At 66.0% G+C, this 14,761-nt stretch carries 15 protein-coding genes; 6 read left to right on the top strand and 9 right to left on the bottom strand.

Features of this window, described 5'->3' with window-relative positions; genetic code table 11:
* Window positions 1-12 precede the first annotated feature (12 nt).
* Window positions 13-474, top strand: coding sequence for a MarR family winged helix-turn-helix transcriptional regulator (locus tag ACN6PJ_RS08120; RefSeq protein ID WP_427995359.1), 462 nt, complete (start codon window positions 13-15; stop codon window positions 472-474).
* Window positions 475-614: 140 nt separating this feature from the next.
* A complete protein-coding gene (locus ACN6PJ_RS08115) occupies window positions 615-1,040 on the top strand; it encodes an organic hydroperoxide resistance protein (RefSeq protein WP_427995358.1) in 426 nt (141 codons plus the stop codon).
* 75 nt (window positions 1,041-1,115) lie between these two features.
* On the opposite strand, the gene ACN6PJ_RS08110 is transcribed toward ACN6PJ_RS08115, so the two are convergent.
* The 6 genes from ACN6PJ_RS08110 to ACN6PJ_RS08085 all read right to left on the bottom strand — a co-directional run bounded on the left by ACN6PJ_RS08110 (window position 1,116) and on the right by ACN6PJ_RS08085 (window position 7,991).
* On the bottom strand, window positions 1,116-1,838 hold the full coding sequence (locus ACN6PJ_RS08110; protein WP_427995357.1) for an ABC transporter ATP-binding protein: 723 nt from the start codon (window positions 1,836-1,838) through the stop codon (window positions 1,116-1,118).
* 18 nt (window positions 1,839-1,856) lie between these two features.
* Window positions 1,857-3,779 carry an ABC transporter permease subunit gene (locus tag ACN6PJ_RS08105; RefSeq protein WP_427995356.1) on the bottom strand — a complete coding sequence of 641 codons (1,923 nt, stop codon included), beginning with the start codon at window positions 3,777-3,779 and terminating at the stop codon, window positions 1,857-1,859.
* Window positions 3,780-3,781: 2 nt separating this feature from the next.
* Complete coding sequence (locus ACN6PJ_RS08100; RefSeq protein ID WP_427995355.1) at window positions 3,782-4,654, bottom strand: branched-chain amino acid ABC transporter permease; 873 nt, start codon at window positions 4,652-4,654, stop codon at window positions 3,782-3,784.
* 187 nt (window positions 4,655-4,841) lie between these two features.
* The gene (locus tag ACN6PJ_RS08095; protein WP_427995354.1) at window positions 4,842-6,005 is read right to left on the bottom strand and encodes an ABC transporter substrate-binding protein; all 1,164 of its coding nucleotides are present in this window, start codon (window positions 6,003-6,005) and stop codon (window positions 4,842-4,844) included.
* Window positions 6,006-6,314: 309 nt separating this feature from the next.
* A complete protein-coding gene (locus ACN6PJ_RS08090; RefSeq protein ID WP_427995353.1) occupies window positions 6,315-7,253 on the bottom strand; it encodes a LysR substrate-binding domain-containing protein in 939 nt (312 codons plus the stop codon).
* 105 nt (window positions 7,254-7,358) lie between these two features.
* Complete coding sequence (locus ACN6PJ_RS08085) at window positions 7,359-7,991, bottom strand: LysE/ArgO family amino acid transporter (protein WP_427995352.1); 633 nt, start codon at window positions 7,989-7,991, stop codon at window positions 7,359-7,361.
* A 146-nt stretch (window positions 7,992-8,137) separates the two neighbouring features.
* Between ACN6PJ_RS08085 and ACN6PJ_RS08080 the strand changes: the two genes are divergently transcribed.
* Both ACN6PJ_RS08080 and ACN6PJ_RS08075 read left to right on the top strand, forming a co-directional pair.
* Window positions 8,138-9,037: a LysR family transcriptional regulator ArgP gene (locus ACN6PJ_RS08080; protein ID WP_427995351.1), complete on the top strand. Its 900-nt coding sequence runs from the start codon at window positions 8,138-8,140 to the stop codon at window positions 9,035-9,037.
* 19 nt (window positions 9,038-9,056) lie between these two features.
* Window positions 9,057-9,557, top strand: a complete 501-nt coding sequence (locus ACN6PJ_RS08075; RefSeq protein ID WP_427995350.1) for a copper chaperone PCu(A)C — start codon at window positions 9,057-9,059, stop codon at window positions 9,555-9,557.
* A 162-nt stretch (window positions 9,558-9,719) separates the two neighbouring features.
* Here the strand turns inward: ACN6PJ_RS08075 and gdhA are convergent, their stop codons facing one another.
* Window positions 9,720-11,066 (bottom strand): NADP-specific glutamate dehydrogenase, encoded by a 1,347-nt coding sequence (gene gdhA, locus ACN6PJ_RS08070; RefSeq protein WP_043541184.1) that lies wholly within the window; start codon window positions 11,064-11,066, stop codon window positions 9,720-9,722.
* Window positions 11,067-11,495: 429 nt separating this feature from the next.
* Window positions 11,496-12,107, bottom strand: a complete 612-nt coding sequence (locus ACN6PJ_RS08065; protein WP_427995349.1) for a LysE family translocator — start codon at window positions 12,105-12,107, stop codon at window positions 11,496-11,498.
* Window positions 12,108-12,214: 107 nt separating this feature from the next.
* On the opposite strand from ACN6PJ_RS08065, the gene ACN6PJ_RS08060 reads away from it, so the two are divergent.
* Entirely contained in the window at window positions 12,215-13,147 is a 933-nt protein-coding gene (locus ACN6PJ_RS08060; protein ID WP_427995534.1) for a LysR substrate-binding domain-containing protein, read from the top strand.
* Here ACN6PJ_RS08060 and ACN6PJ_RS08055 read toward each other — a convergent pair.
* Window positions 13,129-13,917 carry an exodeoxyribonuclease III gene (locus tag ACN6PJ_RS08055; protein ID WP_427995347.1) on the bottom strand — a complete coding sequence of 263 codons (789 nt, stop codon included), beginning with the start codon at window positions 13,915-13,917 and terminating at the stop codon, window positions 13,129-13,131. The genes ACN6PJ_RS08060 and ACN6PJ_RS08055 overlap by 19 nt on opposite strands.
* 131 nt (window positions 13,918-14,048) lie before the next feature.
* Between ACN6PJ_RS08055 and pyrE the strand changes: the two genes are divergently transcribed.
* Window positions 14,049-14,735, top strand: coding sequence for an orotate phosphoribosyltransferase (gene pyrE, locus ACN6PJ_RS08050; RefSeq protein ID WP_427995346.1), 687 nt, complete (start codon window positions 14,049-14,051; stop codon window positions 14,733-14,735).
* Window positions 14,736-14,761 lie beyond the last annotated feature (26 nt).

Here is a 14,761-nt window from a genome sequence, read left to right as displayed (position 1 = left end):
TAATATTGCGCAATGAAATCAAGATCCAAATCCAAAAGCGGATTCAACCCGCTGCTGCTGGACAGCCAGCTATGCTTCGCCCTGTACTCGACCTCCCTGGCGATGAACAAGGTGTACCGCAAGCTGCTGCGCGATCTGGACTTGACCTATCCGCAGTACCTGGTGATGCTGGTGCTCTGGGAAGGCGACGGAATCACGGTGACGGATATCGGCGAGCGCCTGTTCCTGGATTCGGCCACGCTGACGCCGTTGCTCAAGCGGCTGGAAGCTGCCGGCTTGGTGAGCCGGCAGCGCGCCCAGGACGACGAGCGCCAGGTGATCGTGGCCTTGACCCGCGAAGGCCGCGATCTGCGCGACAAGGCGCTGGCGGTGCCCCAGGCGGTCGCCGCGGCGGCGCAATGCACGCTGGACGAGGCGCAAGACACCATGAAGGCCCTGCACGCGTTGCGGGAGAAGCTGGTCGACAGTCTTTGAGGCGGACGTTGGCGCCTGCCATCGTCCGGTCATTTAAGTAGTGCACGATATGATTGTGTACTACTTTGTTGGTAAAGCCATGGCAGGGAGGGTCCCGCCAGGCTCGGCAGTCCCCTGTCATCTTTTACAAGGAAACCATCATGTCTATCGAAAAAGTGCTGTACCGCGCCCATGCGCACGTCACCGGCGGCCGTGAAGGCACCGGCGCTTCCGACGACGGCAACCTGAACGTCAAGCTGACCACGCCCAAGGAATTGGGCGGAGCCGGCGCGGCCGGCACCAACCCCGAGCAGCTGTTTGCGGTGGGCTATTCGGCCTGCTTCATGGGCGCCATGAAATTCGTGGCCGGCCGCGACAAGATCGCGATGCCGTCGAACGCGACGATCGACGGCGCCGTCGGCATCGGCCCCATTCCCACCGGATTCGGGATCGAGGTCGAGCTGAAGATCTCCCTGCCGGGCATGGACCGGGCGGAGGCCGAGAAGCTGGTGGCGGCGGCGCATATCGTCTGCCCGTACTCGAACGCGACGCGCGGCAACATCGACGTGACGCTGACGATCGTCTGAGCGGCGCGCCTTGGCGGCTAGCGGCCCTGGGCAGGCCGCTAGCCGCCGCCCGCTTGCGCGCGTCCGAGGCCGTCCTTAATGCGATCCCCCCAGATAGGCCGCCACCACGGCCGGATCATGCTTCAGCTTGTCCGCGCTCCCGTGGACGGAAATCCGGCCGTTCTCCAGCACGTATCCATAGTCCGCCACGTTCAGCGCCGCCGCGGCGAACTGTTCCACCAGCAGCATCGTGACCCCCTCGTCCTTCAGCCGCGCGATGATCCTGAATACTTCTTCCACCAGGATCGGCGCCAGGCCCATGGACGGTTCGTCCAGCAGCACCAGTTCGGGATTCAGCATCACGGCGCGGGCCATGGCCAGCATCTGCTGCTCGCCGCCCGACAGTGTGCCCGCCAACTGGTCGCGGCGCTCCTTCAGGCGCGGGAACAGGTCCATGGCGCGGCTCAGGTCGGCCTGCACATCGCCCTTGGGCCGGCTGCCCGTCAGGCGGGGAAACGCGCCCAGCAGCAGATTGTCCGTCACCGACAGGGTGGGAAATACCCGGCGGCCTTCCGGCGAGTGCGCCAGCCCCAGCCGCGCGATGCGGTGGGACTCGAGCCCGTCGATGCGCTTGCCGCCCAGCATGATTTCGCCGGCGGTGGGACGGATCATTCCGGACAGCGCCCGCATCGTGGTCGTCTTGCCGGCGCCATTGGAGCCGATCAGCGTCACTACCTTGGCCTTGGGCACTTCCATGCTGATGCCGTGCAGCACCTTCACCTTGCCGTAGCCAGCTTCCAGATTCTTGATCGATAGCATGTTGTCGTCCCCTTGGCGTCAGGCGGGCGCGCCGCCCAGATACGCCTCGATGACCTTGGCGTTGCTTTGCACTTCGTTGGGCAGGCCTTCGGCGATCTTCTGGCCGAAGTCCAGCACCGACACGGTGTCGCAGACTCCCATCACCACGTCCATGTGGTGCTCGATGAGAATCAGGGTGATGCCGTGGTCGCGCACCTTGCGGATAATGGCCAGCAGCTCGACGATGTCGGGCGCCGTCAGGCCGGCGGCGGGCTCGTCCAGCAGCAGCAGCTGAGGGTCCAGGGCCAGGGCGCGCGCGATTTCCAGCAGGCGCTGCTTGCCGTAGGGCAGGTTGCGGGCCTCTTCGCTGGCCAGCGATTCCAGGCCCACGAATTCAAGCAGCGCCATGGCGCGTGCGCGTGCGCCCTGTTCCTCGCCCTTCCACTTGGCGGTGCGCAGCGCGATGCCGGCCAGCCCGGTGGTGAAGGTATGGTGCAGGCCGACCAGGACGTTCTCCAGCGCGGTCATTTCGCCGAAGAGCTGCACGTTCTGGAACGTCCGCGCGACGCCGGCTTCCGCAATGTCCGCGGGCGCCAGGCCCACCAGCGACTTGCCCGAGAACTCCACGGCGCCGGCGGTCGGCACGTAGATGCCGGTCAGCACGTTCATCATGGTGCTCTTGCCGGAGCCGTTCGGCCCGATCAGGCCGTGGATGGTGCCGCGCTTCACCGTGAGGTCGACCTGGTTCAGCGCCTTCAGGCCGCCGAACTGCATCAGCACGCCCTTGACCGCGAGCAGGGTTTCGTCCTTGCCCTTGGCGGCGCCGGGCACCGCGTCCTGCGCTTTCACCAGGTCCGATTTGACGGTGAGCGCGGCGCGGCGGCCGGAGAAGAACAGGTTGCGCACGAAGCCCACGATGCCGTCGGGCAGGTAGTACACGACGAAGAGGATCATGACGCCGAAGATCGTCAGGCGCCAGTCGGTCACGGCGTCGAGCCAGTAGGCGAAGACCGTCAGGACGATGGTGCCGATGACGGGCACCGCCACGCGGCGCGGCTCGGCGCGGCCCTTGGAGACCGCGATGGCGCTGCCGACCGTGACCAGGATGGCAACGCCCAGCGCGATCAGGCGGAAGGTCGCGATGTCGTCGAGCATCTTGGGCAGCAGCACGATGATGGAAGCGCCCAGCAGCGCGCCCGTGCGGCTCTTGCGCCCGCCCATGATGATGGCCAGCAGGAACAGGATGGTCAGCTCGAAGTTGTAGGTGTTGGGCGAGATGTACTGTTCCGAGTACGAGTACAGCGCGCCCGCCAGGCCGGCGAAGCCGGCGCTGATCACGAAGGCGAACACCTTGTGCCGGTACACCGAAACGCCCATGCAGTCCGAGGCGATCGGGCTGTCGCGCAGGGCCTCGAACGAGCGGCCCAGGTGCGACTTCAGGATGCGGTGCACCACGATCAGCGAAAGCACCAGCAACGCGGCCACCAGCCAGAAATACTCGCTCTTGGTCAGGACGTGGCCGGCGATGGAAGGCTTGGGGATCTTGACGCCCAGGGGGCCTTCGGTGAGGAAGGTCATCTCGTTGATCAGGATCTGGATGATGGTGCCGAACGCCAGCGTCACCATGGCCAGGTACGGCCCGGTGACCCGCAGCGCGGGCAGCGCCAGCACCGCTCCGAAGACCGCCGCGATCACGATGGCGGCCGGGAGAATGACCCAGATGGGCATCTGCAGGTGGAAGAACAGCACGCCGGCCACGTAGGATCCGATGCCGAACAGACCGGCGTGGCCCAGCGAGACCTGGCCGGTGTAGCCCACCACGATGTCGAGCCCGAACAGCAGGATCGCGTAGATCATGATGGTTTCGATGAGGTGCAGGTAATACGTGTTGGTGACGCCCAGCGGCACGGCGGCCAGGCAGGCCACGGCCACGATGGAAAGCAGGAGGTGCAGGGGTTTCATCGTCACACCTTCTTGATCGCGGTCTTGCCGAACAGGCCGGCGGGCTTGAAGGTCAGGACGAGCAGAAGCAGCACGAGGCCGGGCACGTCCTTGTACCCCGTCGATAGATAAAAGCCGGTGGTCGTTTCGGCGATGCCCAGGATGAGACCGCCCACCACGACGCCCATGCCGCTGGACAGGCCGCCGATGATGGCGACCGCGAAGGCCTTCAGGCCCAGCACGGCGCCCATGGTGGCGCCGGTCAGGGTCAGCGGCGCCACCAGCACGCCCGCGAACGCCGCCGTCAGCGACGACAGGGCATACGAAAAGGTGATCACCATGCCGGTGTTGATGCCCATCAGGCCGGCGGCATCGCGGTCGTTCGAGGTGGCGACGAAGGCCTTGCCGTAGATGGATTTGCGGTTGAACAGCTCCACCAGCAGCATCATGGCCAGCGCGCCGAAGACCACCAGCAGTTCCATCGGCAGCACGTTGGCGCCCAGCACCTGGATCGGCGCCTCGGGCAGGGGGGAGGGGAAGCGCAGGTCGTCGCGGCCCCAGATGTTCTCGGCCACGTTCTTGAAAATGATGCCCAGCGCGATGGTGGCCATGATCCAGCCGAATTCCGACCGGGCCTTGATGGCGGGCCTGACGCCGACCCACTCGACCAGCGCGCCCTGCGCGAAGCCGAAGATGCAGACGATGGGAATCATGACCCAGTAGTTCACGCCCAGGCCCACCAGCGTGAGGCCGACGAGCGCGCCGAGCATCAGGGCTTCGCCCTGGCCGAAATTCAGGGTGCCCGAGGTGGCGAAGGTGAGCTGGTATCCGAACGCGATGACGGCATAGATCATGCCTAGCGCGATGCCGCTATAGATGAGCTGTAGAAGAATCATGGTGTGTGTTCGTAGCGCCGGCATCCCGACCCAGGCGATGCGGGTGGAACGCGGCGTTTAGTTGTCCAACGCGAAGAGCCGCGGCTCGGCAAGGCCGCCCCTGCCTGGCCGCGCGGAGCCGGCTTCGCCGGTCCGCAGAGGCGCGCCCCCCCTTTGGGGGAAGCGCGAATGCGCTTCGGAGGTGCGTCTAGTTGGCCTTGACGACGCGGCCGCCCTTGACCTCGCCGATGACCACTTCCTTGGCGGTGATCGCGTCGTGGTTGTCGTGGCTGAACGGCTTGTTGTAGGTCATCACCACGCCTTCGACGGGCGTCTGCAGGTTTTCCAGCGCGGCGCGAACCTTCGGGCCGTCGGTGGAGTCGGCCTGCTTGATGGCGGCCGCCAGCAGCAGGATCGAGTCGTAGCCCTGGGCTGCCGACACGGCCGAATCGATACGGTCGTTCTTGGGCTTGAACTTGGCGAGGTAGGCGTCAATGAAGGCCTTGCGCTTCGGCGTGTCGGGATCCTGGATGAAGGTCTGCGGCATGCGCGCGCCTTCGCCGTTGGCGCCGGAGTTGTCGATGTAGTTCGCCATGGCCAGGGTCCAGCTGCCGACGATCGGCACCTTCCAGCCCAGCTTGGCCATGCCGTTGGCGATCTGCGCCAGTTCGGGGCCGATGCCGTAGGTCAGCACCGCTTCGGCGCCGGCCGACTTGGCCTTCAGCAACTGGGCCGTCATGTCGACGTCCTTGATGTTGAACTTCTCGACCGCCACGGGCTTGATGCCCTTGGTCGCAAGCGCCTTTTCCAGGTCTTCGCGGCCCAGTTGGCCATAGTTGGTGGAGTCGGCCAGGATCGCGACCTGCTTGTAGCCGCGGCGGGTGATGGCTTCCTCGACGATCATCGGCGCCTGGATGCTGTCGTGCGCCGCGTTGCGGAACACATAGTTGTCCGGATACTCGGGCGCCTTGAACTGGTGCGTGATGACGCTGCCCGTGGCGACGTTATTGAACACGGGGATCTTGGCATCCTGGTAGAAGCGCTGCGAGGCCAGCGCCACGCCGGTGTTGATGTAGCCGACGGTGGCCGCGACCTGCTCCTTGTTGATCAGCTCCTGGGCGATCTGCACGCCGCGTTCGTTCTTGGCTTCGTCGTCGCGTTCCACGGCAATCAGCTGCCGACCCAGCACGCCGCCGTTCTTGTTGATTTCTTCGATGGCCAGGCGCACGCCGTCACGCATGCTGACGCCCATGGAGGACGAGCCTCCGGTGTAGGGACCGGCGACGCCGATCTTGATCGGGTCGGCGGCGTGGCTGGCGGCCATTGCGGCAAATGCGAGGGTTCCTGCTAGCAGCTTCAAACGAAAATCCATGGATGTCTCCGTTGTAATTGGTGGAACTGCGTGGAAAACCGAATGCCTGCGCCGCGGCGTTGCGGCGCTCTCCTGTGTTGCGTGTCGTGACTGTCTGCCCAATCGCTTACGCGAATCTGACCCGGTGGGGGTTTTCCGCGTAAATACCTAGTACGGATGCACGGGGCCTCGGCCATGCGCTGCGATGCAGCATGGGATGGAACGATGGGAGGGGCGCGCCGTGGAGGGAGCCGGGACAGCTGCGTTGGCGCATCCTAGCCAGCGCGGCGGCGCGTTGCGCGGAAATTCATTCCGCCCCGGGCTGGAAATTTATTCCTGCTCGGTCCGCAGCCCGCGCGGCCATTGGGCGGCCTGTTTGCACACCGCTTCCAGCCATAGGGAAAACGCTTGGCGCGCGCCGCCGGGCGGGCGTGAGGTTTCGGTGCACAGGTAATACTGGGACTCGCCCGGAACCTCGATGTCCAGCACGCGCACCAGCTTGCCCTCGTCCAGCCACTCGGCTGCCAGGGTGCGGCGCGTGAGCGCAATGCCCTGGCCCGCGCGCGCGGCGTCCAGCATCATCCCGAGGTCGACGAGCCAGACGCCGCGAGACGGTTCGGGCCAGTCCAGACCGGCCGCGTCCAGCCAGGGGCGCCAGGGTTCCATCGGGCAGCGCAGCAGCTGCGCCCGCGCCAGGTCGGCGGGCCGGCGGAAGGGGCCGTGCGCGTCCCGGTAGCCGGGCGCGCAGACCGCGAACGCCGGATCCGACGTGAGCGGGCGGGCGTGCAGCCCGGGATACCGGCCGCTGCCGAATCGGATCCAGACGTCCGCGTTCGGCGGCATGATGTCCAGATAGGGAATGGACAGCATGATCTCCAGCTCCACGCCGGGGTGGGCGGCGGTGAAGCTGGGCAGGTAAGGGATCAGGACCTGCCGGGCGAAGGTCGGCGTGGACACGACGCGCAATGGCTCGGGCTTGGGCTCGCGGCGCTTGTGCAGCGAGGCATCGGACAGCAGGTCCAGCGCGGTGCGCACCTGTTCCAGGTATTCGAGCCCCGCCGAGCTGAGGGTCGCGCCCCGGCTGCTGCGAATGAAGAGGGAGACGTCCAGCAGGGCCTCCAGCGCCGCGATGCGCTTGCCGATGGCGCTGGCCGTGACGAAGAGTTCTTCGCTGGCCCGCTCGAAAGAGCCGAGGCGGGCGGCCGCCTCGAACGCCTGGATGGCGGCGAGCGGCGGCAGGCGCACGTCTTTGGGGGAGGGTCCGCGCATGATCGTCTGGCGGGCCGGCGTTGCGCCCGACGAAATAGTGGCTAAGGGCCGATTATAAGGACGGCGCCGCCCTGCCTTTCCGATGCTGCCCGGACGTCGGCCGGATCAGACGCCCTTGAGCGCCAGGCTGACCGCCAGGGCGGCCATGACCACGGCGATGACGCCGTCCAGCACGCGCCACGCGGAAGCGCTGGCGAAGAATGGCGCGAACAGGCGCGAGCCGATTCCGAGCACGGCCAGCCACAGCAGGCTGGCCGTGAGCGCGCCGGCGGCGAACGCCATGCGGGCGTCCTCGAAGCCATGCGCCAGCGAGCCGACGACCACCATGTCCAGCCAGAAGTGCGGGTTCAGCAGCGAAAAGCCCAGCGCGCCCAGCATGGCGGCGCGGCGCGACGGGACGGCGTTGCGCGCGGCGGCCAGGCCGCCCGTGGCGGTCCAGGCGCGGCGGGCCGATTGCAGGGCATACCAGGACAGGAAGGCGACGCCGAACCACAGCACGGCGGTGGTGAGCCAGGGGAACCAGGACGTCAGGGCTTGCAGGCCGGATACGCTGGCGAAGATGAAGACGGCGTCGATCAGCGCGCAGATCGCGACCACGCTGAGAAGATGCGCGCGCATCAGCCCCTGGCGCAGGATGAACGCGCTTTGCGCGCCCACGACGGCGAACAGGCCCAGCCCGGTGGCCGTTCCGCTGGCCCAGGCAGTGAGAAAGAGGGGGGATGACAACGTGGCGAACATGACCTGCACCTGTGCTGCAACGCCTGTGGCGGCGCTTTTATGACAACGCCGGGCGCTATGGACGCTCCGGCAATACGCTATTTTCCCTTGCAGGCGGCCTGAAATAAAGCTAATTTTCCTTCACTATCTTAAGTAAAACTAATTTCATGAAACTGGATCACGGCAATCTGCGGGCCCTGGCGGCGGTGGTGCGGGAAGGCAGCTTCGAGCGCGCGGCGCTGTCGCTCAACGTGACGCCGTCCGCGGTATCGCAGCGGATCAAGGCCCTGGAAGACCGGATGGGCCGCCTGCTGGTGCAGCGCACGGTGCCGGCGGTGGCCACCGCCGACGGCCAGGTGCTGGTCCGGCTGGCCGAGCAGACGGCGCTGCTGGAGCACGATGCCCTCAACCGGCTGGGGGTGGCGGACGACGACGTGCCCTACGCCAGCATTCCCGTGGCGGTCAATCACGACAGCCTCGAAACCTGGTTCGTGGACGCGGCCGTGCAGTTTTCGGCCCGCACCCGGGCCACGCTGGACATGCAGTCGGAAGACCAGGACCATACCGCAGCCCTGTTGCGCAACGGGTCGGTGCTGGGCGCCGTGACCGCGCTGGCGGAGCCGGTCCAGGGCTGCCGCATCCACGCGCTGGGCAGCATGCGCTACGTGGCGACGTGCACCCCGGCGTTCCACAAGCGCCACTTCTCGCAAGGTGTGAACGCGCAGACGCTGGCGCAGGCGCCGGTGCTGGTGTTCAACCGCAAGGATGCCCTGCAGGCGCGCTTCGCGCACAAGATCTCGGATCCCGTGCCCTGGCAGCCGCCGGTCTGGTGGGTGCCGTCCACGCGGGCGTTCGTGCAGGCCACGCTGGGCGGGCTGGGCTGGACCATGAATCCGCTGCCGCTGGTCCAGGAGCACCTTGACGCAGGTCAGTTGATGCTGCTTCGGGGGCGCGCCTGGGAGGATGTGCCGCTGTATTGGCAGCATTGGCGGGTAAACTCCGAAGCGATGGAAGCCCTGACCGCTTCGGTTCTGTCCGCTGCCCGCAGCCTGGTCCGGCGGCGTTAACCCCTTAGGAGAACAACCCATGAACATCCGCAAGTTCGCTGTCATTGCCGCCTTGGGCCTGTGCACGGCCGGTACGGCTTGGGCGAAGGACTACAAGGTTGGCCAGATCGAAGTCGACGATCTCTGGGTGCGCGCTTCCGCGCCGGGCCAGTCCAATGGCGCGGGGTATATGGATATCGATAATGACGCCAAGGCCGAGGACCGCCTGCTGTCGGTCACCTCGGACGCGGCGGAGCGCGTCGAGCTGCATACGGTGCAGACCGAGAACGGCGTGTCGAAGATGCGCCAGGTGGAAGGCGGCATCGCCTTGCCGGCCGATACCGAGGTCAAGCTGAGCCCGGGCGGCTACCACGTGATGTTCATCAAGCTGAAGGCCCCGTTCGCCGAGGGCGGCACGGTCCCGGCCACGCTGAAATTCGAAAAGGCGGGGGAAGTGGCCGTGGAATTCAAGGTCAAGCCCGCCTCGCACAACCCGGGCATGAACCACGGCGGCATGAGCCACGGCGCGATGAAGCACTAAGCGTCAAGCGCCGCCGGCGCCTGAAGGCGCGGGCGCCTCACCTGAAAAGAGTGGCAAATCCGTCCAAATAAAGCAGGCCCACCCAATCGCGGGCGCGCGGAGCCGGCTTTGCCGGTCCGCAGCGGCGCCCCCTGGGGGGGAGCGCGCAGCGCTTCGGGGGGACTAGTACAACCCCTGCTGACGCATCGCGTCGGCGACCTTCACGAAACCGGCGATGTTGGCGCCGTCCAGGTAGTTCACGTACTCGCGCTCGGTGTGGCCGTGGCGCACGCAGTTTTCGTGGATGTCGCGCATGATGGCGTGCAGGCGGGTGTCGACTTCCTCGCGCGTCCAGGCCAGGCGGGCCGAGTTCTGCGCCATTTCCAGGCCCGATACGGCCACACCGCCGGCATTGCTGGCCTTGCCCGGGGCATACAGCACGCGGGCGGCGATGAAGGCCTTGGCGGCCTCCAGCGTGGCCGGCATGTTCGCGCCTTCGGCGACGCAGAGCACGCCGTTCTTGATCAGCGTTTGCGCGTCGTCCAGTTCCAGTTCGTTCTGGGTGGCGCAGGGCAGGGCCACGTCCACGGGCACGTGCCACGGGCGCTTGCCCTCTTCGTACTTCAGGCCGAACTGGCGCGCATAGGTGTCCAGGCGGCCGCGCAGGTCGTTCTTGATGTGCATCAGCGCGACCAGCTTTTCATGCGTGAAGCCGGCCTCGTCGACCACGGTGCCGTTCGAGTCCGACACGGTAACGACCTTGGCGCCCAGCGCCATGGCCTTTTCGATGGCGTATTGCGCGACGTTGCCCGAGCCCGAAACCGATACGCGCAGGCCGTCGAAGGAGCGGCCCACGCGCTTGAGCATTTCTTCGGCGAAATACACGGTGCCGTAGCCGGTGGCTTCGGGGCGGATCAGGCTGCCGCCGAAAGTCAGGCCCTTGCCCGTGAAGACGCTGGCGGTCGAGTTGGACAGTTTCTTCATCATGCCGGCCATGAAGCCGACTTCGCGCGCGCCCACGCCGATATCGCCGGCCGGCACGTCGGTGTCCGGGCCCAGGTGGCGGTAGAGCTCGATCATCAGGGCCTGGCAGAAGCGCATGACCTCGGCGTCGGACTTGCCCTTGGGATCGAAGTCGGAGCCGCCCTTGCCGCCGCCCATGGGCAGCGTGGTCAGCGAGTTCTTCAAGGTCTGTTCGAAGGCCAGGAATTTCAGGATGGACAGGTTCACCGAGGGGTGAAAGCGCATGCCGCCCTTGAAGGGGCCGATGGCGGAACTGTGCTGGATGCGGAAAGCGCGGTTGACCTGGGCGCGGCCTTGATCATCGGTCCAGCACACCCGGAACTGGATGACGCGTTCCGGTTCCACCAGGCGCTCGAGCAGGGCGTGCTCGGCGTAGTGGGGGTGCTTCTCGATGAAAGGCCACAGGCTCAGCATCACCTCCTGGACGGCTTGCATGAATTCAGGCTGTTGCGGGTCGCGCGCGGCGACGCCACGCAGGAAGTCGTCCAGACTCTGCACTTTCAACATGATCTCCTTGGGGGTGCTTCGAATAGGTGCGGGGGTGCGCCGAACTGGGGCGCAAAAACACGGATTTGGTGCGGGGGTGCACCTGTATGGTGCGGAATTGTAGGACTAAATTGTTGCCCTGCGCAAAGAGGGAATGTGCGCCATCACCTTGATATCAAAGCCCTTTTTTCTGGCTAATAATTAGGGACGTATTTAATGATGAAAGGCCGGATTCACATGCGGAAAAGCCGTATTTCCGCGAACAAGCTTGAATTTCCTGGGGAAAATAATATGTCCCCAATTTATGAGGGTTGTATTTCAAAGGGTCTGGCCTGGCGGCAGCCCCGGAAGCGGCGCTCCGAGAAGCCGTCGCGGCATCGGTTGCACCGATATTCCATATATATATGTCCCCAATTATTTATTTGAGAAAAGTCACGCTGCGGCAACAGTTCATACCTGCGCAGCCGCCAGTCCGCCGCCCAGCGCCATCAGAATGGCGCCCACTACACGATCGGCCGTTCTTTGGTGATCCAGCAATGTCCGGCGCAGCAGCGCCGAGGAGATGGACCACGCGACGATGCTGAACCAGATCCAGTGCGCCAGCGACATGAACAGCCCGTAGCCGAATTGCCGGCCCAGGGGCGTGCCCGGAGACACCAGTTGCGTATAGGTGCTGACCACGAACAGGGTGGTCTTGGGATTGAGGGCGTTCGTCAGAAAACCGCTGTACAGGGCCCGCCATCCGGAGACCGCGGGACGGCCGGACAGGTCGCGGTCGACCGTGGAGCGATTGAAGAAGGTTTTCCAGCCCATGTAGACCAGGTAGCAGGCACCCGCCAGCTTGATGCCCTGCAGCACGGGCTGCGCATAGCGCGCCAGCAGGCTCACGCCGAACATCGTATAGAACACGTGCACCTGGACGCCCAGGGCGATGCCGGCGGCGCACACCAGGCCGGTGCGCCGGCCGAACAGATAGCTGTAGCGGACGACCATGGCGAAATCCGGTCCCGGGCTGATGACAGCGAGTACGGTGATGAGGGAGACGGCAATCAGTTCAGTCATGGCCAGGCGGGGCGTGCGGGGAGGGGAATGGCATTGTGCGTGGCTGGCGCGCGCGGGAAAAACGATTTTTAATGCCGGATATCTGTCAGAAAAAATCACTGATTGCCATGAAGCTGCCGCCGCTCAATGCCCTGCGCGTTTTCGACGCCGCCGCCCGCCACCAGGCCTTCGGCAAGGCCGCCGACGAGCTCCACGTGACGCATGGGGCCGTCAGCCGCCAGGTCCGGCTGCTTGAGGAGAGCTTGGGGCTGTCCCTGTTCGAGCGCCGAAATAGAGGTGTTTTTCTGACCGATCCTGGCCGGCAGTTGTTCGACCTGACACGGACCCTGTTCGAGCAGCTGGCGGCGGGCCTGGCGGCGCTGCGCCAGCCCGCGGCCGATGCGCCTCTGGTGCTGTCCTGCGAACCGACGATCGCCATGATGTGGCTGATTCCGCGGCTGCCGGAATTCCAGCGGATTCACCCCGGCGTGCAGGTGCATCTATACGCGGCCGGCGGTCCCCTGGATTTCGCGGCCCAAGGCGTGGACGTGGCGCTGCGCCGCAATGATTTCGAGTGGGATGCCGCGCTGCACGCGGAGCGGGTGTGCGAGGAATGGACCGGGCCCGTATGCAGGCCGGGCCTGCTCGATGCGCAGGGCGCCGGCATGGCGGGCGAGGGCTGGGCCGGCGCCCCGGCGCTCGGCAGCGCGACGCGGCCGCAGGCGTGGCGGCAATGGTCCCAGGCTTCGGGCAGGAAACCGCCGAAGCGCGCGGGTGCCGTCTATGAGCATTTCTACCTGAGCTTGCAGGCGGCCGCGGCGGGCCTGGGCGTGGCTATCGGATCGGCGCTGATGGCGTGCGACGCCGTCCGCGACCGCCGGTTGGCGGCGCCTTGTGGATTCGTCCGGGACGGTTCGGCCTATTTCCTGCTGTCGCCCCGGTCCTGCGCGGAGGATCCCCGGGCGGCGGCGTTCCTCGCGTGGCTGAGGCGGGAGGCGGCCGCGTCGTTGAGCGATGCCGCGGCCGCCGGGCCCGGGCCGGATCAGAGTTCGGCGTCGTAGTCGATCGTCAGCGGAGCGTGGTCCGAGAAGCGTTCGTCCTTGTAGATGGCCACGCTGCGGGCCTTCGCCGCGATGCCCGGCGTTGCGATCTGGTAATCGATGCGCCACCCGACGTTCTTGGCCCAGGCCTGGCCGCGGTTGCTCCACCAGGTGTACTGGTCGGGCCGGTCGTCGATGGTGCGGAACACGTCCACGAAGCCGCGCTTGTCGAAGACGTCGGTCAGCCAGGCGCGTTCCTCGGGCAGGAAGCCCGAATTCTTCATGTTGCCCTTCCAGTTCTTCAGGTCGATTTCCTTGTGCGCGATGTTCCAGTCGCCGCAGATGATGAACTCGCGGCCGGTGGTCCGGTGCTCTTGCATCAGGCCGTCGATCCAGGGGCCGAAGCGGTCCAGGAAGCGGTACTTCGCCTGCTGCCGCTCGTCGCCGCTGGAGCCCGAGGGCAGGTAGGCGCTGATCACCGACAGGTTCTTCCAGTCGGCGCGGATGATGCGGCCTTCCGGGTCGAATTCCTCGCAGCCCAGGCCGGTGTGCACGCGTTCGGCCGCGTTGCGCAGGTAGATGCCGACGCCGCTATAGCCTTTTTTCACCGCATGGTGGAAATGGCCGGTGTAGCCGGGCGGGTGGCGCAGGTCCTCGGTGAGGTCGTCGTGGGCGATCTTGATTTCCTGCAGGCAAAGCACGTCCGCGGCATGCTTTTCCATCCAGGGTTGCAGGCCTTTGCGGAAGGCGGACCGGATGCCATTGAGATTGATAGACGTGATGCGCAGCAAAGCGGGACTCCTGTAGGGCGGCCGCGAGGGCCGGACAATGCCAGGAATTTAACCGACTCGGCGCCGATGCCCGGGAAAGGCCCCGACAACGGATAAAATGCCTGCGTTTGCCACCTACCGGATTCTTTCGCATGCCCGCCGCCCATTCTTCCGCCACTGCCCTCGATTTCGTCCGCTTCGCCTTGAACGAGGGCGTGCTGCGCTTTGGCAGCTTCAAGGTCAAGTCGGGCCGCATCAGTCCCTATTTTTTCAACGCGGGCCTGTTCAACAGCGGCCGCTCGGTCGGCACGCTGGCGCGGTTCTACGCGCAGGCGCTGCTGGATTCGGGCGTGGAGTTCGATATGCTTTTCGGCCCGGCCTACAAAGGCATTCCGCTTGCCACGGCGACGGCCATCGCCCTGGCCGGCCATCCGGACATGCAAGGCCGGGCAGACGTGCCCTTCGCCTACAACCGCAAGGAGGCCAAGGACCACGGCGAGGGCGGCACGCTGGTGGGCGCGCCGCTGCAGGGCAAGGTCGTCATCATCGACGACGTGATCACCGCCGGTACGTCGGTGCGCGAATCGGTGGAGATCATCCGCGCCGCGGGCGCCGAGCCGGCCGCCGTGCTGATCGCCATGGACCGCATGGAGCGCGCGGGCGCGGACGACGCCCTGTCGGCCCATTCCGCCGTGCAGGACGTGGCGAAGACCTACGGCATTCCGGTGGTCTCGATCGCGTCGCTGTCGGACATCCTGGCCCTGCTGCAGGACGACGCCTCTTTCGGCGAGCATCGCGATTCCGTGCTGGCCTACCGCGCGAAGTACGGGGTGCAGTAAGCCGGCGCGCCGGCCCACGAAAAAAA

It is taken from the genome of Achromobacter sp. (genome assembly GCF_050285585.1).
Lineage (GTDB): Bacteria > Pseudomonadota > Gammaproteobacteria > Burkholderiales > Burkholderiaceae_B > Achromobacter.
This window is presented reverse-complemented; position numbering and strand designations above follow the sequence as displayed.

Bases quoted from the DNA above. Each gene is read 5' to 3' on its own strand.
- ACN6PJ_RS08100 (WP_427995355.1), bottom strand. From the start codon at position 4,654: ATGATTCTTCTACAGCTCATCTATAGCGGCATCGCGCTAGGCATGATC.
- ACN6PJ_RS08090 (WP_427995353.1), bottom strand. From the start codon at position 7,253: ATGCGCGGACCCTCCCCCAAAGACGTGCGCCTGCCGCCGCTCGCCGCC.
- ACN6PJ_RS08095 (WP_427995354.1), bottom strand. From the start codon at position 6,005: ATGGATTTTCGTTTGAAGCTGCTAGCAGGAACCCTCGCATTTGCCGCA.
- ACN6PJ_RS08080 (WP_427995351.1), top strand. From the start codon at position 8,138: ATGAAACTGGATCACGGCAATCTGCGGGCCCTGGCGGCGGTGGTGCGG.
- gdhA (WP_043541184.1), bottom strand. From the start codon at position 11,066: ATGTTGAAAGTGCAGAGTCTGGACGACTTCCTGCGTGGCGTCGCCGCG.
- pyrE (WP_427995346.1), top strand. From the start codon at position 14,049: ATGCCCGCCGCCCATTCTTCCGCCACTGCCCTCGATTTCGTCCGCTTC.
- ACN6PJ_RS08075 (WP_427995350.1), top strand. From the start codon at position 9,057: ATGAACATCCGCAAGTTCGCTGTCATTGCCGCCTTGGGCCTGTGCACG.
- ACN6PJ_RS08120 (WP_427995359.1), top strand. From the start codon at position 13: ATGAAATCAAGATCCAAATCCAAAAGCGGATTCAACCCGCTGCTGCTG.
- ACN6PJ_RS08115 (WP_427995358.1), top strand. From the start codon at position 615: ATGTCTATCGAAAAAGTGCTGTACCGCGCCCATGCGCACGTCACCGGC.
- ACN6PJ_RS08060 (WP_427995534.1), top strand. From the start codon at position 12,215: ATGAAGCTGCCGCCGCTCAATGCCCTGCGCGTTTTCGACGCCGCCGCC.
- ACN6PJ_RS08085 (WP_427995352.1), bottom strand. From the start codon at position 7,991: ATGTTCGCCACGTTGTCATCCCCCCTCTTTCTCACTGCCTGGGCCAGC.
- ACN6PJ_RS08110 (WP_427995357.1), bottom strand. From the start codon at position 1,838: ATGCTATCGATCAAGAATCTGGAAGCTGGCTACGGCAAGGTGAAGGTG.
- ACN6PJ_RS08065 (WP_427995349.1), bottom strand. From the start codon at position 12,107: ATGACTGAACTGATTGCCGTCTCCCTCATCACCGTACTCGCTGTCATC.
- ACN6PJ_RS08105 (WP_427995356.1), bottom strand. From the start codon at position 3,779: ATGAAACCCCTGCACCTCCTGCTTTCCATCGTGGCCGTGGCCTGCCTG.